The following is a 19,600-nucleotide window of genomic DNA, read 5'->3' on the forward strand; positions in this document are numbered from 1 at the left end:
TTTCTCCCCTTGTGAACCATGACCCTGGCTAACGCAAATCCTTTGGTTTCGCCGGATCGCTCTGCGGCAGGTTGGCAGAGAGGTCTGAACAGCATAATGTTCCTGCTGCTGTTGGGGGTTCCCCTATCTTGGGTGGGGCACTTCCGGGGCTGGGATCCCAACCTGGTCTTCCTCTGTGCGGCTTTGGCGGTGGTGGCCTTGGCAAAGTTTATGGGTCAGGCCACGGAAGAGATTGCAGCCTTGACAGGGCCGACAGTCGGGGGGCTGATCAACGCCACCTTTGGCAATGCGGCGGAGTTAATCATCGGCTTGGTGGCACTGCGGGCGGGGTTGGTGGATGTGGTGAAAGCCTCCATCACCGGCGCGATCATCAGTAACCTGCTCCTGGTGGCCGGCTTGGCCATGTTTTTGGGCGGGATCAAGTTTCGGGAGCAGAGCTTTCGACCCGAGGTGGCCCGCATGAATGCCTCGGTGATGAACCTGGCGGTGGTGGCCTTGATCTTGCCCAGCGTGGTCACCTATGCCGATGCCAACTTGGGGGAGATCTCCATCCAAGAGCTATCCACGGCGGTAGCCCTGGTGCTGATCGGGGTTTACGGTCTTACTTTGCTGTTTTCCCTCAAAACCCACAGCTACCTCTACACCCTTCACGAAGCGGAAGCCGCAGAAGATGAGGCGGCCAGTCGCCTGGCCCCCAATCCGGTTTTGCAGGCGGAAGGATCCATTCCCCAGGTGTTGACGGCTCCGCCCGAGGGAGCCGGTTTGGGGTTTTGGGTGCTGGCCCTCTTGGGGTTGACGGTGTTGGTGGCGCTGGAGTCGGAACTGTTGGTGAGCACTCTAGAGGATACGCTGGAACACTTTCACATGACGCCGCTGTTTATGGGGGTGATTTTGTTGCCGATCATCGGCAATGCAGCAGAACATGCGACGGCGATCACGGTGGCCATGAAAGACAAGATGGATCTCTCCTTCTCGGTGGCGCTGGGCTCGACGATGCAGATTGCCCTGTTTGTGGCACCCCTGCTGGTGCTGGCCGGGGATGTGCTGCATCAGCCCATGAACTTTAACTTCGGCATGGTGGAGTTGGTGGCCATTGCAGTCTCGGTGCTGCTGATCAATTCCGTTAGCAGCGATGGGCGCTCCAACTGGCTGGAAGGGCTACTGCTCTTGGCCACCTATGCCATCCTCGGGATTGCTTTCTTCTTTCTGGAGTGAGGCGTTAAAGTGTTCTGCACCGCTGACGCAAACGGCTCATGCTGCGAAGCTGCGAATGGTGCCCCGCACCGCTGACGGGAACGGTAGGCAGGCCGAAGCCGAGGAAAACGGGATCCCTGTTGTGGCCTCTCCTTTTCGGTGCATCTTTTGCCCTATCCCCCATAGGCGGGCCCGCATGGGGGCAGGAAGCTGCCGAAAACAACGGCACCGCCCCCAACCTGCCTTTGCTCAACCGTTTGGATGCCCTAGAAGAGCTGCGGCAAGCGCTTAGCCTCCCCACCTCTTCTATCCAGGCGGAGGCCGTGACGCTGGATGGGCGGCGTTTGTTCGTGGTTACCGCACCGCAGGGGGATCCCGGCAGCCTGCCTCCGGTGTCGCAGCGGGTGCGCTCCATTGAACAAACCCTGCACCAGTTGGCCAGCGCCGGATTCGATCCAGAGGCGCTGCAGGTTGAAGTCACCCTGGACGGCCAGACCAACCAGCCTGTTATCCGGGTGAATGGGCGACATTTGCTGACCATCACCTCCCTCGATGCTCAATTCCAGGGCGCCCAACCCATGGACTGGGCTGAGCAGGTAGCCGGCATTGTTGAGGAAGCGCTGCGCACTTCGCAACGGGAGCGGCAGCCTCAATTTTTGCGCCGCCAAGCGGTGATTGCCCTCGGCATCCTGGCTGTGGTAGGGAGCCTGAGCCAGCTCTGCCAGCGAAAACGGCGACGGCTGCAGCAAAAACGCGCTGCCCTGCAGACGGAATACCAGGCCATCCAAGCAGAGGTACAGGAGCACCTAGCGGGGGAAGAGCAGTCGGGTGTGGATCCCGTCTTGGTCGAACAACAGGCCGGACGCAAACGGCAGGAATCCTACTTGGAGCTGCAAATTCGCCTGCTGCGCCTGGTGCAAATTGGCCTGTGGGTGGGCGGAGTTGGGGTGAGCTTGGGCCTTTTCCCGCAAACGCGACCCCTGCAAACGTTTTTCCTGGTTTCGCTGCGCGGCCCTCTGTTGCGGTTGGTAGGGGTGGGTCTGGCCACCTATGGCAGTGTCTGGCTGAGTGGACTAGTGCTGGATAACCTCTTTGCTGCCCTGCGCCAAGAACAGTGGCAAAATGCCCCCACCTATCGCCTCAGCAAACGCCTCAGCACCTTTGCCAGCGTCTCTAAAGGAGCTGCAGCCACTACCCTGGTTTTGCTTGGATCCCTGGCTGGCCTGGCCTCGGTGGGGGTCAATATTGGCCCCTTAGTGGCCAGCCTAGGCTTTATTGGGCTGGGGATTTCCCTGGCTGCTCAGGATCTGATTAAGGACGTGATCAATGGGCTGTTGATTTTGATCGAAGATCAATTTGCCGAAGGGGATGTGATCGTGGTGGACGGGCGGGGCGGCCTTGTGGAACACATGGATCTGCGGCTAACCCAGTTGCGCAACACCGAAGGCAGCTTGATCTCTATCCCCAACAGTGCCATCCGGGTGGTGGAGAACCTCTCCAACGGCTGGTCACGGGTGGATCTGGGGATTGTGATCGCCTATGAAAACGATCTGGAACAGGCAATACGCATCACCGAGCAGGTGGCTCTGCAGATGTACCGGGAGCCAGCTTGGCGGGAAAAAATCCTCGAGCCCCCCGAAATGCACGGTGTCGATGATCTGGGGGAGCGGGGGATCACGTTGCGCATTTGGATCAAGGTGCAGCCCCTGCAGCAGTGGAGGGTGGCGCGGGAATACCGCCGTCGCCTCAAGCACGCCTTCGATCAAGCAGGGATCCAGATTCCTTTCCCACAGCAGACCCTCTGGTTCCACAGCCCCTTGGAGATGCGCATCCAGGGTCTCAGCCCAGAGGAGACCCACCGCTTGCTGCACCTGATGGAATCGCGGCTCGAGGCTCGCCTGCGGGAAAGGGATCCCGTTGCAAACGACTTGACAAATTGACAAAATAGGCGGCTGCCGAAAGCTTCTACCCTTAGCCGCTCAGCCGGCTAGCAGTTTCAACAGGGCGGTCGCGCCAGCAGGCCGCAAGTCTAGTGACTACTCATCGCCGATGATTTCCGGCTCAGTCAGTTCATCCGACATTTCGATGACAGCGCGGCGGATTGGCTTCATCCAGCCATCTTCTATATCATCCGGATCCTCGTAGCGGCGGCGCTTGGCGCGGTTGGCCACCTGTACCGTGATGCGATAGCGATTTTTGGAAGCGTTGATCAGAGCCTCTACCCGACGCATCAGCTCGTCATTGTCAATAGCCAGTTGATTCTTGCGGGAAGCCATAATCGCAGTCTTAAATCTTGATATCTTGTTGCCACCAGGATCCCAACGAGACTCCGTCCCGCTACCGCGAAAGGACTCCGTCCCGCTACCGCGATCGTAGCAGAGAACCTTCCAGTTCTTGCATTCCTGTAGCGTTGCATGGCAATAGGGTGGGACTTTTGCCAAGAACTCATTTGTCAAGATTTGTCAAGAACTCATTTGTAGAGCAGCTTGCTCTGCTCTTGTACAACTCACAGGGGCTGCTAATCCAGCAAAAACTGTACCCACTTCGGCGGGGGTGGCAGCGGGCAACGAAAGTGCTCCATCACCAGGGCGGCCACCAAATGCACCGTGAATACGTAGATGAGGGAATTGAAGGCAATAAATCCCACCACCACCACCTGAACCATCCAGGGTTCTGCCACCCAGTAGACGCCCCATCGGCTGAGGGACACATCCAGGAGCCAGTTGGTTAGGCCGGTAAGTTGAATGGTTACGTAGATCCAGAGGTTTTCCCCCACCAGTAGGGAGGAAAGCACCAACTGAAAGATCAAGCCCAGGGCGCTGAGCACAGCCCCGCTCACCACCGAGACGTACCAGGAAAGACGCTGCTGCCACAGGCGGGCACACCAATAGCCCAGCAGACCATAGGGAATGACATAGAGAATGCTGCGCGTGGGCCCTATCAGCACCGTCAGCAACAGGCCGGAGACCACCAGGGCCATTGCCCCTGTGCGGGGATCCCAGCGCATCACCGCCAGCGCCACCGGGATGGGGAAAAACAGACGTATAAAGGGGGCCAGCGGCGTGTAGCTCAGGATCCAGATCAAGGCCGCGGTACTGGCCAAAAAAGCCGTTTCCACCACCCTCAAAGCCGGAGAACGGGGAGGTGGGGGGGGTAAGGGAGGAAAGTCATCCTGCACAGAAGGCTGAGGCGGCGGGGGCACATCCAGAAAAGCACAACTTTTCCCAGCTTAGGCCACCGGTTGCCGGGCTGGGCGAATTGTTGCCCAGAGGTGTGGATCTGGACTGCAAACCGACCTCAATCGGCCAGTCTCCTCCGCCCCTACCCATCAACTTGTCTTGAAACGACTAGGGCGTTCTGATAAAGTTGAGGCGGGATTTGCCCTGAGAGAGCGGGATCCCTTCTGGACGAGTCTAGGGTCAATGCTATGGCAGTGCGGGTGGGCATCAACGGTTTTGGCCGCATTGGACGGCTGGTGCTGCGGGCTGCTTGGGGCTGGGAAGAGCTGGAATTCGCCCACATCAACGAGATCAAAGGGGGAGCGGCGACGGCGGCCCACCTGTTGAAGTTTGACTCGGTGCAGGGCCGCTGGGCTATCGACATTGAGGGATCCGATAACCGGCTGCGCATTCAGGACAAAACCCTCACCTTTAGCGAACACAAGTCTCCTGGTGAAGTGCCCTGGGCAGAGTTGGGGATCGAGCTGGTGTTGGAATGCTCGGGCAAATTTGTCAAGGCAGCGGAGCTGGATGCCTACTTCAAAGCGGGGGTGCGCAAGGTGATTGTGGCTGCCCCTGTCAAGGACGAAGAGGCCCTCAACATTGTTATGGGCGTCAACGATCACCTGTACGACCCGGCCCGGCACCATTTGCTCACGGCGGCTTCCTGCACCACCAACTGCCTGGCTCCTTTGGTGAAGGTCATCCACGAGGGAATCGGCATTGTTCACGGGGTGATCACCACCATCCATGACGTCACCAATACCCAAACCATGGTGGATGCCCCCCACAAAGACCTGCGGCGGGCCCGCTCCGCTCTGCTGTCTCTGGTGCCCACCACCACCGGCTCGGCCACGGCCATTGGGCTGATTTACCCCGAACTCAACGGCAAGTTGAACGGCATTGCCGTGCGCGTGCCCCTCTTGAATGCTTCCCTAACCGATGCCGTGTTTGAGGTCAGGCGGCCCACCACTGTGGAGGAGGTTAATCACCTCTTAAAAACTGCAGCCGAGGGCCCACTCAAAGGCATCCTTGGCTATGAGGAGCTGCCCTTGGTCTCGGTGGATTTCAAAGGGGATCCCCGCTCCAGCATTGTGGATGCGCCCTCGACGATGGTGGTGGATGGCGCCCAGGTGAAGATCCTGGCCTGGTACGACAACGAATGGGGCTACGCCAACCGCATGGCGGAACTGGCCCGCAAAGTGGCCCGCAGTCTATAGAAACATCTCCCTTGGAGACCTGCCCATGACTTCTGTTTCGACGGCTCAAGCCTCTGCGGTTCGCAACTACGCCCTGGTTACAGCGGCCTATTGGGGGTTCACCATCACCGATGGCGCCATCCGCATGTTGGTGCTGCTGCACTTCCACAAGTTGGGCTTTACCCCGATCCAAATTGCCATGCTGTTTCTCTTCTACGAGATCTTCGGGGTGATTACCAACTTCCTGGGCGGCTGGATTGGATCCCTGTTTGGCCTGCGGCTGACCCTGTATGGGGGCATTGCCATCCAGATCTTCGGTTTGGTGATGCTGGGCGTGTTGAACATGCAGTGGCCGGTCTGGAGTCAGGTGGCCTACGTGATGACCGCCCAAGCTCTGGCCGGGATCGCCAAAGATCTCACCAAGATGAGCTCCAAAAGCGCCATCCGCCTGGTGGTGCCCAAAGAAGCGGAATCCCGCCTGTTTCGTTGGGTGGCTATGCTCACCGGATCCAAAAACGCCCTCAAGGGGGTGGGGTTCTTTGTGGGAGCGGCCCTGCTGCAGATCTTCACCGAAATCTACGGGGATCCCATGGGCTTCCGCATGGCCAACTTTGTCCAGGCGGGGGCGTTGGCTTTGATCTTCTGTTCGGGGGCGCTGCTGCCTGCAGACATGGGCAAAATCAAGGCCAAGATCCCCTTCAAGCGGCTGTTTTCCAAGAGCAGAGAGATCAACATCCTCTCGGCAGCTCGCTTTTTCCTGTTTGGGTCGCGGGATGTGTGGTTTGTGGTGGCCCTGCCGGTGTTTCTCTACGACAGCTTGGGCTGGACTTTTATGCAGGTGGGCAGTTACATGGCCATCTGGGTGATTGGCTATGGGTTCATTCAGTTTGTAGCGCCGCAACTGCTGGGTGGGGGTCGCCCTGGCCGTGCTCCCAAGGCCCGCACCATCCAGATTTGGACCTTCGTGCTGACGGCGGTGCCGGCGATCATTGCCACAGCCTTCATGGCCGGGCTGGCACCGGAGCTGGTGATCACCGGCGGCTTGATCCTGTTCGGGATCGTCTTTGCCTTCAATTCGGCAGTGCATTCCTACCTGGTGCTGGCCTACACGGAAGACGACGACGTAGCCCTCAATGTGGGCTTTTATTACATGGCTAATTCCGGCGGGCGGCTGTTGGGGACGGTAACTTCTGGGATCCTCTTCCAGTTCTACGGGTTGGAGGGCTGCCTTTGGTTTTCCACCCTTTTGATCTTGGCGGCATGGCTGTTCTCGTTGAAATTGCCGGATCCGAGCAAAACCCTGGTGGAGTGGGTGGTTAAGCCAGGGGATTGAAGATGGAGGGCTACCAGCCGAGATGATGCAGTCCGCTCAACCCAATCCACACATGGATGGGCAGGGAAAGAAGTCTGCGCTGCCGATGCAACTCAGCCCAAACAAGAGGCCCAACGATGAGATAGTAGAGGAGCAAGCAGCTTTTCCGGCAGCCTATGAGCCTGCGCATTGTTCCCACGACGCCCTTCCCTGGCCAGAGACCCGGCACCTCTGGCCTGCGCAAGCCGGTATCGGTGTTTCAGCAGCCCCACTACCTGGAAAACTTCGTCCAATCCATTTTTGATGTCCTAGAGGGATCCGCCGGCCAAACCCTGGTGGTGGGGGGAGATGGCCGCTACTACAACCGCGAGGCCATTCAGATCCTGCTCAAGATGGCAGCGGCCAACGGCATCGGGCGAGTCCTGGTGGGCCAAGGAGGGATCCTCTCCACGCCGGCGGTCTCCTGTCTCATCCGCAAGTACGGCGCCTACGGGGGGATCATCTTCTCTGCCAGCCACAACCCCGGCGGCCCCCAGGGGGATTTTGGCATTAAGTACAACATCGGCAACGGTGGCCCTGCCCCGGAGAAGGTGACCGAGGCCATTTACGCCCGCACCCAGCAGATCCGGGAGTACCGCATCCTGGAAGCTCCCGATGTCGATCTGGATCGCTTGGGCGAGCAACGGCTGGAATCCCTGACGGTGTCCGTCATCGACCCGGTGGCCGATTACTTGAGCCTGATGCAGCGTCTGTTCGATTTCGAGGCCATCCGCGACTACCTGGCTTCCGGGATCCGCATTGCCTTCGACGCCATGCACGCCGTCACCGGCCCCTATGCCCACGCCATTTTGCAGGGATCCCTGGGAGCGCCAGAGGGCAGTGTGCTCAACGGGCAGCCCCTGCCGGATTTTGGCGGCGGACACCCGGATCCTAACCTGGTGCATGCCCGCTCGTTGGTGGAACTGTTGTTTCGGGAAGATGGGCCGGACTTTGGTGCCGCTTCCGATGGGGATGGGGATCGCAACCTGATCCTGGGCCGTCAATTTTACGTGACCCCCAGCGACAGCTTGGCAGTGCTGGCAGCCAATGCCCACCGGGTACCCGGCTACCGAGAAGGGCTGGCGGGAATTGCCCGCTCCATGCCCACCAGCCAGGCAGCGGATCGGGTGGCGGCCAAGCTGGGGATCCCTTGCTACGAAACGCCTACCGGCTGGAAATTCTTCGGCAACCTGCTGGATGCGGGCAAAGTTACCCTCTGCGGGGAAGAGAGCTTCGGTACCGGATCCCACCACATCCGGGAAAAAGACGGGCTCTGGGCCGTCCTGTTTTGGCTGAACATTTTGGCCGTTCGACGGCAGCCGGTGCGGCAGATCGTGGAAGAGCACTGGCGCACCTATGGGCGCAACGTCTACTCCCGTCACGACTACGAGGGACTGCCGGTGGAGGTGGCCGAGGCGCTGATGGCAGACTTGCGACGCTCCCTGCCCGGGTGGGTGGGCCAGCGCCTGGGATCCCAGCTGGTGGCCTACGCTGACGACTTCAGCTACACCGATCCCGTAGACGGCAGCACCACCAGCCACCAAGGGATCCGCATTGGCTTTGAGGATGGATCCCGCATCATCTACCGGCTTTCTGGAACCGGCACCCACGGAGCCACCCTGCGGGTGTACCTGGAGCGATTGGAGCTGGATCCCGCCCGGCATGGCCTGGATCCCCAAGTGGCCTTGGCCGAACAGATTCAACTGGCCGATCACCTTGCCCAGATTCGCGCCCGCACCGGTCGGCAGCAGCCAGACGTCATCACCTAGCCCGCCGCAACAGTGGACAGGGAGCCTTCCCAGGGAAGCGGGGATCAGGGCCTGAGGCCATCCCAGCCGGTCGCGTCGGCGTCGCGGAGCAAAAAGGTGCCGATAGGGGAGGTGATGGGAGAGGTCAGTTGAAAATCTCCCCGCTCTTGGGTGAGGCCCACCGGGCGACTGGGGAAAGCCACCAGGATCCCTTCCAAGCGCAGTGACTCTGCTACCGGATCGTAGGCAAAGCGCAGCTCAAAATCCCGCAGGTCACGGCGAACTTCCACCCGGCGGATCCCTTCTTCCGTCAGGCCCAAGCGCAGCCGCCAGTGATTTTGCCATCGCGTGCCGAGGGTGGCATCCAGCTCCAGACCATAGGTAGAGATCTGGCCCAACCGGGGATCGTAAACCGCCTGCAGCGCATAGCTGATCCCCGGCTCATACACATCCAGGCCAGAGCGTTGATCCCGGTTAAATGTGGTGCTGCTGCGTCCCCGATATTCCAGACGAACGGGTTGGAGCTGTCCCTGGTTCAGGTCGTAGGCCGTCTGCAACTGAATGTTGAACAGATCAGGGGCGGTGCTCCAGGTGAAGTTGGCGTTGAGGGTATCCCACTTCTGGGTGATGAAGTCGTAGCCAAGGCTGGTGTCCAGGCGCACCAGGTTTTTCACCTCTGCCTGCAGCTCCTGCAAGTTGCGGGAGGCAATCGCTGCCAAATCCTCCGGGGTATCGTCGGGGAAGGTCAGGGCTATCGGCAGCTCGCCGGGCAGGTCATCTTCAAAGGCAATGTAGCCTGGGGGGACATTGGGCAGAAGATCGCGGGGCGTAAAGAAGCTGATGTTGGCATTGATGCGATCCACATCTTTAGGGCTGGTGGAGAGGGTTTGGAAGGGCACAGAATTGTTGCCGTAGAAGGTGCGGCTGTAGCGCAGGTCGATGGTATTCCAGTCGGCAGGTCTGAGACTGAGGCGAGGGTTGAGGCTGACGGTAGACTCCTGGTCAGGAGTGGAGTAGAGGACTTGGGTGTAATCGATAGAACCCGGCATGAAGGTGATCCAGGGAGCCGGTTGAATATCGTTGAACTGGAGGCTGGAGCGCAGCTCGTAGCGATTGAAAAAGTGGAGACCTGCCCCCACCTCTTGATCCGGCTGTTGCTCTTGAGTCAGGGTGAGGGCGCTGCTGAGGGCAATATCGGGCGTGATGCGAATGAGGTCGGGGTTAAAGGCCAGCTCGAAGTTGCGACGCGGCTCGTTGTCGCCATTGGAACTGCTGTAGGCACGGTAGGCCAGGCGATAGGTACCTCCCCAACCGGGTGGGGTCAGTTGAGTGCCCAGCGTCAACCGCGCATCGGCAAAGTCGGGGCCATCTTTGACGCTCACCCGCTGGTTGTAGTCCAAGCGCAGATCCGATTGCAGCCAATGCACGCCCCCGTAGCGCTGAGTGTGGCTGAGGGTGAGGGGGAAGCTGTAGATGCCCCGCTCCTGGGATCCGGTGCGGCTGATGTTGAGGGTGGTGGTGGAGAGATCCCCCTGAAAGGTGGCGTTGAGACGCAGATCGGCGTTGTCGTTGCGTCCGCCGGCAGGACGGTAGGTGTTGTCCAGGTTGAGGTTGAGCTGTCCCCGCAGTTGGCCTTCCTGCCCAAAGAGGTTGGCAGCGTAAAAGTCGAAGTTGTGGTCGATGCGGAAACGGCTGGAGAAGCGCTGTTGGTCAGCTTCGGTCACCAAGTAAAACTGGGCTCGCCCGTAGTTGACGCTGTCCGGGATGGGCAGGATGTAGTCATGCAAGAAACCAATGCCCACCCCTTTTTTCTGGATGGCATCCAGCCGCAGGCCGCCGAAGTTGTATTCGTCGAAGCGGTAGGCCCAACTGGATTTGACAAACACCCCCTCTGTCTCGCTGCGCCCCGGCAGCACCCATTGGTGATCTCGCAGGCTGTAGATGAACAGGGGGAAATAGGCGATCTGAAGGCCCGCCCGCAGATCCCCTGCTTCTGTCAGCTCGCCGCCGGCAAACACGCGGGCGTCGTAGACGATCACCCGGTCATCGGGAAACACCTCCACCCGATCCCCTTGCACGTAGTGGGTGATGGGTGGCTCTGGCGAGGTGGTGACGGTGGCTTTCTCGAAAAAGATCTGATCCCCCAAAATGGCGGTGGTCTCTTGGCTGCGCACAAAAACCTTGGTGCCCGGCTCCTCCCCCGGCAGAATGACCAGCGAGCTCTCAAATTGGGCGGTGCGACCGGGGATATCCAGATCCAAATTTCGCCCTTCGATTTGCCGGATCCCCCGCCCTTGGGGGCCAGGGGGCTGCTCCATGCGAAAAGGGCCCTCGCTGCGCAGGCGTCGCTCCCGCCGATAAAACAGCAGCCGGTCGCCGGTGATGCGGGTGCCGTCAGCCAGTTGGATCAAGGCGTTCCCCTCGGCAATGCCCAGGTCTTGTTCGGCGATGTAGCTGAGCACATCCCCACTCACGTTGATTTGATCCGGGTCGAGGGGGATTTGCCGCTGCGCGGTGGCCGAGAGTTGCTGGCGAATCTGGGATCCCTGGCTGCCGGTGCCAAGATTTTCTGCCGCTGAAACGGCATCTGCACCAGTGCCCAGATCCTGTAGGAGCGGGAACCGCTCCAGCAGCTGAGGAGCCAGGGGTGAGCCAGCGGTGGGGATAAAGGCTTCCGTTCCCCTTGGAGGGGATCCCGTCAGCCCCGACCCAGGGGTGGCCTCTGCCAACAGGACACCGCCCAAATCCAAGCTCCCACCGGCTTGGGAGATCAAGGGAGGAACCGTCGAAGCTGGGATCCGGTGCAACCTTGCCTCTGAACCAGCTTCACCTTGCAGTTGAGCCGTAGCCGGGTTCTCGGCATTGGGTGCCGAGGTGGGAGCAGGCAACTGCACAGTGTTGGTGGGGCGCAGCCAGGGTTGCTCTTCCACCTGCAGGGCTTCAGCCTGAGAAGTCATGGGCTGGGAAAGCCGAAGGGAGTTCAGGCTGGGAACTGCCGCGGTGGGCGTCGCCGGTGAAGGGGGTTGGGGAGAAGGTGTTGCCTGGGCCTGCTGCGCCTGTCGCCGAGCATGGGCTGCTGCCCCTTCGGCCAACAGCCGTTGTAGCCGCTGTCGGTTCAGTTCTTCTGGCGTGAGGGGCTTTTCAGGAGAGTTGGCAAGGGGAGGGGATCCAAAGTCTGAAACCGGGGCCGTAGGGGGTGGGGTTGCCGCAGTCAAGGCTGTAGCAGGCAGAGAAGATTGCGCCTCGGCCAAGGTGATGGGCTCCTCATCGGCGGCAGCCATCGGTTCTGGGCTGGAAGCCCGGCGGGCCAGTTGCAGGCGCTGAGCAAGTGTTTGCGCTGACCGAAAGCGCTGGTAGCCCTCCAGAGAGAACTCCGTCCCGCCGACGCCAACAGTGGGCAGGGGGTCCAACTGGGCGAAGACGGCCTCCCCCGTCCCCAACCACAGGGAGCCGCCCCAGCAAAGAGCCAACCACTTTGCCCAAGGGCTGAAGTCAGGGGGGAAGTTGCAGGATTTCACCGTAAAAACCGCCACAGTAAAGAAAGGCCTACCCCACCGAAAATCATATTCGGCAACCAGGCAGCCAGCCAGGGATCGATGTGCTCAACTCGACCCATCGCTCGTCCCAGGCTCATCAGTACATAGTAAATAAACACCAGAACAATCGCTAGCGCCACGCCGCCGTAGCGCCCCGTTTGCCGCACCGTTTGCAGGCCCAAGGGGGCAGCCACCAAGATGGCGAAAAAGCTGGCCAAAGGAATGGCGAACTTGAGGTGGTATTCCGTCAGGCAGCGGGCCACATCGGCAGAAGGGCGTTGCTCCGCTCGATATCGCTGGCACTGCTCCCACAGCTCCCCCGCCCGTTGCTCTTGGGGCACTTTTTCCGCGTACACCAGGCCCACCAGTTTGTTGACGATGTTTAACTCCATTTCTTCTACCTGGCCTTCGTAGTAGGTGCGCCCCTGCTCATCGTAACGACGGATCACCACGTCTCGCAGTTGCCACGATTGGCCCACCTGCTGCGCGGTTTGAGCGGAGATCACCTGCGGATAGCGCAGGTGGCCGGTCTCAGCTTTGCGATCCAGGATCAACAAATCCTGCATCAAGCCGGTCTTCGGGTCAATCGATCCGACATGAAACCAGAGATCATCATCCACCCGCACGATCTCTTCTGGATTAAACAAAAGAGCATCTTGAGCCAAGATGAGGTTCTTGTTCAGGATTTTCACCTTTTGGTTGGTTTCCGGCACAATCACTTCATTGGTCAACAGCGCCAAGCCGCTGATCAGCAGGCCAATACAGAGCACGGGGATAAACACTTTGCGATAGGGGATCCCAGCAGCACGCAGGGCGGTGATCTCGCTGTCGGCTCCCATTTTGCCCAGGGTGAGCAAGGTGGCAAAGAGGCCGGCAATGGGAAAGGTGACCACCAAAATGGCGGGCAAATTGAGGAGGAGAATGTGCAAAATGGTCAGGGGAGGGGCGCCCTTTTTCACCAGCAGATCGGTGTAGATAAAGAGCTGGTTGCCCAGCATCATCACCGTGCCCCCGGCCACCCCCAGAAAGAAGGGGCGGATCATCTCTTTGAAGAGATAAAACTCCAAAAAGGCAGCCCCCAATTTCAGGGATCCCCAAAAGCTGCCCGCTTGAGCAGGGGTTCTGCGCAGTTTGCCCTCGGCGAGTGGAGCCGTCATGACATCACCTCGGATCACAACCTCAGCCAAACCTGGACGATCAAAAACCACAGATGGCTCCCCGAGGGGGGATCCCATCAGAGGGCGTCGGTGATGCGAAACTGAAACATGCCCTGCTGTTGCCCGTCCCCTTCGACGGTGTATTCATCTTGTTTTATGTTCAGGGTAACCAGCTTGCCACTGAGGCGATTGGCACCCCGGCACATCTGATCCAGCGCGTTGCGGCCCGGCAGAGCTTGGGTGCTCTCCCCGGGAAGGCGGCCGACCTCTCCCCGATCGCAGAGCACCACAGGAGCCTGTTCGGCGCTGATTTTGAAAATTTGTTCTCGGTCAAAGTAATCGGCGCGATCCCCTTCGATGGCGCGGTTGGCCTGCACAATAACCACATTGCCAAAGAAGCGAGCATCGCCGCTGGCTTGGTCGATCTCCACCCGGTCGGCGTAGATCACCGTCGGCTGATCCACATCGGCCTGGGTCTCCGGGTTTTGTAGCCGCCGCGCCAGCCACTCCCCTTCGATCTGCTCGATCACCACCTCTCCCCGCAGCTCCACCTTTTCAGGGGTGATGGTGGCCTGGTTGGCCTTGGCCCTGCGCCCCCGCTGGATGAACTCGACGGCATCGCTAAACTCGGAAGTGCCGGTGCGGGAGTTGTAAACCAGGCGGGCAGCCCGCACCTCGGTTTCGGCTTGGCGCAGCTCCTCTGTCAGGGATCCCCCGCCGGGCGTGGGGGTAGAGGCAGCCATCTGCCGGTAAAGGACGTTGTCTTCAAAGAAGAAGATCTTGTCGCGGTGGTTGCCCTCCAGGCGGGCGGAGGTGAGCACCCGTCCGGGTTCTTCCAGGGTAACTCCTCCCGTCAACAGACTTTGGGATTCGCGGCGGCGGTAGGTGCCCTGGGCCGCCTGGATGATGGTTTCCCCCTGGCGGATCTCCAGGTTGCCTTCCCCTTGGGCAATTTGTGTGTTGCGGTCGTACGTGAGGCGGTCGGCAATGATGGTGACTTCTTGATCCTGTTGGTCTGGGGTCGCCTCCGGGCCGGGAGAGGCCTGGGCCAAGCGCAGATCGGCCAATAAGGGATCCCGGCTGCTGTCGCCGGCCACCTCTTGCAACACCACACCGCCGGAGAGAATGCTTTGGGCCTGCTGGCGCAGGTAGGTGCCTTGGGGAGCGCGAATCTCGATGCCGCGTTCGCGAATGCGCAGGTTCCCTTTCCCCTCGGCCACCTGGTTGGTGCGGTCGTAGGTGATCTGGTCGGCGGTGATGGTGGTGGAGGTGGGTGCCGAGCCGTTTGGGGGCAACACTATCAGCTTGCCCTGCTCGGCCCTGAGAAGGGCAAATTGAAAGTTAAACGAGCCAGAGCGGCCCTGCAACACCATTTCCCGGCCTTTGAGGGTGAACTCCGCGGGCACCTCGATGCGTTCTTCGGGGGTGACTCTCAGGGCGCTGGTCAAGAGCAGGCTGCCGTCGCCGCTCCTCACCTCCACCTCCTCATCCAAATACAGCTCGTCGGCGGTGGCATTGTAGCGGGCTCGCTTGGCCCGCCAAGTCATCTGCTCGCTGCTATCAAAAAAGGGATCCGGCACCCCTTCCTGTCGGTCGGCGCTTTCTCCGTAGAAGTAGCCGTGCGCCCCCTGCTCAAATACCTGTTGCCCGGCTGCCAGATCCACCTGCTCGGCGATCAGTCGCCACCGCTGATGGCCTCCCCGACGACCCAAGATATCTACCCTGCGGCTGACCGAGAGGGGCTGGTCGGGGGGAGGAGACTCCACCTTCACTTCTTCGATGTCGATCGACAAGGCCCAGCCCACCAAAGCAGCCAAGATGCTGCTCCCCAACAGCGCCACTCCCAGGTTGGAATTGAAGAATCGCCCCATCCTATTCTTGTTCTTGCTGCCGCCTCACCTCGACCCGAACCGATGACTCACCTCAGAGGCCATGCTCTGACCTAGCGCACTAGGCTGTAGCTTATCTCATTTTGCCGGCTGCACCGGAGGGATCCCGCGCACACCTAGCCTTAAGCCGACTTTTCAGCCTTCAGCCATAGCGGCTGAGGATGAACCCTAGCCCCAGAAACAGCCCCAGCCAAAAATGGAGACTGACGGCGATGAACTTGGAGTGGCTAATCCGCTGCGGCTGATCGTGATAGGTACCCAGCAGGCGGGAAAGCCGCACTGCAAACGGGATCCCGGCCAAACTCAGCAGTGTCCAAGCCGGAAAGATCCCCAGCCCCACAAACAGCAGCATCAAGGCAAAAAGGCTGCCGCAGAGCCAGGGGATGAGGCGGGCCGAGCGCAAGGTTCCCAGGCGGGCCACCGGCGAGCGCTTGCCACAGGCTAAGTCATCCTGCACTTGATGGAAATGGGAACAAAACAAGATCAAGCTGGTCGCCATCCCCACCACCAGTGAGGCTGCCAACCCCGGCAGCGACCAGGTCTGGCTTTGGCTGTAGTGGGCAGCCGAGACCGCCAGCGGCCCAAAGCTGAAAAAGCAGAGGATCTCCCCCAGGCCCTGGTAGCCCAGGCGCAGGGGCGGCCCTTGGTAGGCATAGCCCAGCCCACAGGCCACCAGCACCAACAGCAGCACCGTCGGATCCCATTGCCGCCAGCTCAGCCACAGGATCCCCAGCAGACCCAGGGCCAAAAAGGCATTCCCCACCCAAAACACCTGCCCCGGCTTGCCCGTCAGGTTGACCAGCGAGTGGAGTTTGTTTTTGTCCACCCCTGTCTGGGCATCGAACACGTCGTTGCTGATGTTGACCCAGGCCAAGATGCAGATGGCGGCTCCCCAAAACACCCCCAAAACCCCCAAGTCCAGCACCCCTGACTGGGCATAGGCAATGGCGGATCCCACCCAGATGGGCATGATCGCCACACTGTACATGGGGGGCTTAAGGGCAGCCATCCACAATTGCCGGCGGGAGGGGTCACTCCATGCGACCTCTGCTGGTGGCTGCACTTGGCCGACATCTGGATTCATGGGAGTTCTCCTTGGGAAGCAAGCCTGCTCTGGGGCCTGTCTCTGGATCTGTCTACAACCATCTGCTCTGTAGGGTAGAGCGCCTGAGAAAGCATCCCCCAGGATGCTAAGAAACTTTGCAGTCCGTGAAGAAGCTCCTCAGATCTGGCCCCCAGAAGCTCAGGCTGCCGGCCCTTCTCCTAATCTCTTATCCTAAAGTCATCTTCTGCCGGTCTCCATCGACGGGTGTCCTGTTTTCGGCCAAGGTGGGATCGTCTTCTTTTTCTTGCGCATGACCTCTTCTCTTTCCCCTTGGAATGCCCACGGTACGCTTGAGTGCCTGGAGTGGCCGAGAGCATGGCCGCCGACTCGCACTTCTACCTGGACGGACGAGGCGAGGGATCGGCGCCACTGGGATCCCTTCCTAACCGCCTGCCAACAGATGGCGCGGGCGCGGGGCGTGCCCCAAATCCTCAGCTTGTCGCAGCCCATCCCAGAGCTGGATCCGCTGGCGGTGCTGGCCCAGAGGCTGGGTTCGCTCCCCACAAACCGATTCCCGAGCTACTGTTATCTCTCCCACAAGGCCCACGGGGAAAGGGTGCGGGTGTTGGGATGGGGATCCCTGCGGCAGGTTGATCTCGCGGGAGAAGGGGGCTTGCGGGCGGCACGGAGCTTTGTAGAAGAGCTGCAGCCCCACGTCCATGCCGCTTGCATTGGCAGAACGGAGCCCTCGGAAGTGGGAAGATTCCCAGACAGCCGGCAGGAACGCCCCCTGTGTTTCTGTCGCCTTGGTTTCAGCCCCAGGAGTGATGGGGGGGCGGCGCTGGTTCTGCCGCGCTGGCAACTGTTGCAGGTGCCAGACTCCTGGGGATCCCTGACGGTAGCGCGGCTCAATCTGGAAATTGCTCCCGAAAGTGACCTAGCAGCTTTGGCCGGGCAGATCACCGCCTTTTTTGCCCAAATGGAGCGCCTTTCTCGATCCCCCTTGCCCTCGTGGGAATTGCAAGCTCCCGTGCCGGTGGAGGTGGAGGAAGCTGCCCTCTTGGGGCGCATCCAAAAAGCCCTGCAGGCGATTCGGGCGGGATTCTTAGAAAAGGTGGTGCTGGCAGAGGCTGTGGATCTGCACTTGCCTGCCTCGCCATCGATCCCGCCTCTGCTGGCTTATCTGGAAAAGCATCATCCCGATTGCAGCATCTTTGCCTTCGCCGCTCGCGCTACTCGGACGGAGTCCCTGGGGGCAGACAGGCGGGGGAGTTCGCCGGCCAGTCCTCTCCCTCTGACCCAAGAGGGGATCTCTCCCCAGGTTTTCTTGGGGGCCACCCCGGAGCGCTTGCTTTCCGTGTGGCAAGGCCGGGTGCAGATCGATGCCTTAGCCGGCTCCGCCGCCCGCGGCGCCACCCCTGTCCAGGATCGCCAGTTGGCCGAGGAGCTGCTCCGCAGCCCCAAAGACCGCCGCGAACACCAGTGGGTGGTGCGCTCGATCCGGGAGGCTCTGAGTCGGTTGGGAATGGATCCCTGCATTTCCCCGCAACCGCGGCTGCTCCGTCTAGCCAACATCCAGCATCTGCAAACCTTGATCGAGGCGGAGCTCCCCGCCGATGTACATCTGTTCGATCTGCTGGCCCAGCTCCACCCGACGGCAGCGGTGGGAGGGTATCCCCAACAGGCGGCGCTGCAGTGGCTAGAGCGGTTGGAACCCTTTGATCGCTCCAGCTATGCCGCTCCCTTGGGCTGGGTAGACTTACAGGGCAATGGCGAGTTTGTGGTGGGGATCCGCTCCGCCCTAATTCGGGGGAATTGGGCCCGCTTGTATGCCGGTGCCGGGATTGTGGCTGACTCCAACCCAGAGCAAGAGCTGGCCGAGATTCGTCTGAAGTTGCGCTCTCTGGTGCAGGCTCTGGCCTTGCGACCTGCAGCTCCTCCGCTCCCCAGCTTCTGAAGAGAGGGGATCAGGAAGATGTTTCTGCCGCCGCTGCGGGAGGTGGATACGAACCCCTCCACGAACAGCTACAGTGAGAAAGCCGGTCTTTGATTAGCCTCGGTGTCCTCTGCGGCATGGCGACCCTGAATCCCACCCATCCCCCTCGTATAGCCGGATCCCGCGCGCAAGTGGGGCTTTGGCCCGGCCTGATCCAGCACTATCGGGAATGGCTCCCCGTCAGCGCCAGCACACCTGTGGTCACGCTACATGAGGGCAACACGCCTCTGGTGCCTTCCCCGGCTTTGAGCCAACGGCTGGGGCGAGACTGTCAAGTTTACCTGAAGTTGGAGGGCCTCAACCCCACCGGTAGTTTCAAGGATCGGGGTATGACGATGGCCGTGTCCAAGGCCAAAGAGGCAGGGGCAGAGGCGATCATCTGCGCCAGCACCGGCAACACCTCGGCGGCGGCTGCTGCCTTTGCGGCCAAAGGAGGTCTGCGGGCCTATGTGCTGATCCCCGATGGCTACGTGGCCAAGGGCAAACTGGCCCAAACCCTGATGTACGGGGCCGAGATCATCGCCGTTCAAGGCAACTTCGACCAAGCGCTGGCTATGGTGCGGCAGCTGGCGGAAACCTACCCGGTGGCCCTGGTGAACTCGGTCAACCGCTTCCGCTTGGAAGGGCAGAAAACCGCCGCCTTCGAGGTGGTGGATGCTTTGGGGGATGCCCCCGATTGGCTCTGTATTCCGGTGGGCAACGCGGGCAACATCACGGCTTATTGGATGGGGTTTTGCCAGTACCGCCAGCAGGGCAAGGCTACCCGTCGCCCTCGTCTCTACGGCTTCGAGGCTGCCGGTGCTGCCCCCATGGTGTTGAACCGGGTGGTGGAACACCCAGAGACGGTGGCCACGGCCATTCGCATCGGCAATCCTGCCAGTTGGGTGAAGGCCAAGGCGGCAGTGCAGGTGAGCGGCGGTCAGGTGGATAGCGTCACCGACGAGGAGATTCTGGCAGCCTATCGTCTCCTGGCATCCGAAGAAGGGATCTTTTGCGAGCCGGCCAGCGCGGCCTCGGTGGCAGGATTGCTGAAATGGCGAGAGCAGGTGCCTGCTGGAGCACAGGTGGTGTGCGTGCTGACGGGCAATGGCCTTAAGGATCCGGACACGGCCAGCCACCAGGGATCCGCTCCTATCCACACCGGCGTTGTCCCTGAGCTGTCCGCTGTTGCTCGTCTGATGGGTTTCTAGCAGAAACCGCCCGCTGGTTAGGGTCAGCTAGAAATCGCAGGAGCCCCGCACTGTACCCGTAGGGTCAGTGTCGGGAG

General features: G+C 60.6%; 13 protein-coding genes. 7 read left to right on the plus strand and 6 right to left on the minus strand.

All coding sequences use genetic code 11. From position 1 onward, the window contains the following. Positions 1-96 precede the first annotated feature (96 nt). Together cax and NW829_RS02210 are read left to right on the plus strand one after the other, a co-directional pair. Entirely contained in the window at positions 97-1,215 is a 1,119-nt protein-coding gene (gene cax, locus NW829_RS02205) for a calcium/proton exchanger (RefSeq protein WP_414351337.1), read from the plus strand. A gap of 38 nt (positions 1,216-1,253) precedes the next feature. Beyond that, entirely contained in the window at positions 1,254-3,134 is a 1,881-nt protein-coding gene (locus NW829_RS02210; RefSeq protein ID WP_414416337.1) for a mechanosensitive ion channel family protein, read from the plus strand. A 96-nt stretch (positions 3,135-3,230) separates the two neighbouring features. Here the strand turns inward: NW829_RS02210 and NW829_RS02215 are convergent, their stop codons facing one another. After that, on the minus strand, positions 3,231-3,470 hold the full coding sequence (locus tag NW829_RS02215) for a DNA-directed RNA polymerase subunit omega (protein ID WP_011433877.1): 240 nt from the start codon (positions 3,468-3,470) through the stop codon (positions 3,231-3,233). Between the two features lie 242 nt (positions 3,471-3,712). Next, the gene (locus tag NW829_RS02220; protein WP_011433876.1) at positions 3,713-4,396 is read right to left on the minus strand and encodes a DUF2232 domain-containing protein; all 684 of its coding nucleotides are present in this window, start codon (positions 4,394-4,396) and stop codon (positions 3,713-3,715) included. Positions 4,397-4,621: 225 nt separating this feature from the next. Between NW829_RS02220 and NW829_RS02225 the strand changes: the two genes are divergently transcribed. The 3 genes from NW829_RS02225 to NW829_RS02235 all read left to right on the plus strand — a co-directional run bounded on the left by NW829_RS02225 (position 4,622) and on the right by NW829_RS02235 (position 8,731). Then, positions 4,622-5,632, plus strand: coding sequence for an ArsJ-associated glyceraldehyde-3-phosphate dehydrogenase (locus NW829_RS02225; RefSeq protein ID WP_414416338.1), 1,011 nt, complete (start codon positions 4,622-4,624; stop codon positions 5,630-5,632). 25 nt (positions 5,633-5,657) lie between these two features. Further along, on the plus strand, positions 5,658-6,944 hold the full coding sequence (gene arsJ / locus NW829_RS02230) for an organoarsenical effux MFS transporter ArsJ (protein ID WP_414330427.1): 1,287 nt from the start codon (positions 5,658-5,660) through the stop codon (positions 6,942-6,944). 155 nt (positions 6,945-7,099) lie between these two features. Further along, complete coding sequence (locus NW829_RS02235; RefSeq protein WP_414416339.1) at positions 7,100-8,731, plus strand: alpha-D-glucose phosphate-specific phosphoglucomutase; 1,632 nt, start codon at positions 7,100-7,102, stop codon at positions 8,729-8,731. A 44-nt stretch (positions 8,732-8,775) separates the two neighbouring features. Here NW829_RS02235 and NW829_RS02240 read toward each other — a convergent pair whose 3' ends face one another. The 4 genes from NW829_RS02240 to menA all read right to left on the minus strand — a co-directional run bounded on the left by NW829_RS02240 (position 8,776) and on the right by menA (position 16,376). Beyond that, on the minus strand, positions 8,776-12,180 hold the full coding sequence (locus tag NW829_RS02240; RefSeq protein ID WP_414416340.1) for a hypothetical protein: 3,405 nt from the start codon (positions 12,178-12,180) through the stop codon (positions 8,776-8,778). Positions 12,181-12,224: 44 nt separating this feature from the next. After that, a complete protein-coding gene (locus tag NW829_RS02245; protein ID WP_414416341.1) occupies positions 12,225-13,403 on the minus strand; it encodes an LptF/LptG family permease in 1,179 nt (392 codons plus the stop codon). Positions 13,404-13,480: 77 nt separating this feature from the next. Beyond that, on the minus strand, positions 13,481-15,274 hold the full coding sequence (locus NW829_RS02250; protein WP_414329693.1) for an LptA/OstA family protein: 1,794 nt from the start codon (positions 15,272-15,274) through the stop codon (positions 13,481-13,483). Positions 15,275-15,434: 160 nt separating this feature from the next. Then, complete coding sequence (gene menA / locus NW829_RS02255) at positions 15,435-16,376, minus strand: 2-carboxy-1,4-naphthoquinone phytyltransferase (protein WP_414416342.1); 942 nt, start codon at positions 16,374-16,376, stop codon at positions 15,435-15,437. Between the two features lie 271 nt (positions 16,377-16,647). Here menA and NW829_RS02260 point away from each other — a divergent pair, with 271 nt between their 5' ends. Both NW829_RS02260 and thrC read left to right on the plus strand, forming a co-directional pair. Further along, complete coding sequence (locus NW829_RS02260; RefSeq protein ID WP_414416343.1) at positions 16,648-18,294, plus strand: isochorismate synthase; 1,647 nt, start codon at positions 16,648-16,650, stop codon at positions 18,292-18,294. A gap of 170 nt (positions 18,295-18,464) precedes the next feature. Further along, positions 18,465-19,523, plus strand: coding sequence for a threonine synthase (thrC, locus tag NW829_RS02265; RefSeq protein WP_011433867.1), 1,059 nt, complete (start codon positions 18,465-18,467; stop codon positions 19,521-19,523). The last annotated feature ends 77 nt before the right edge of the window (positions 19,524-19,600 follow it).

Origin of the sequence: Synechococcus sp. R55.8, assembly GCF_047461895.1 — a bacterium.
In the GTDB taxonomy this organism is placed as follows: domain Bacteria; phylum Cyanobacteriota; class Cyanobacteriia; order Thermostichales; family Thermostichaceae; genus Thermostichus.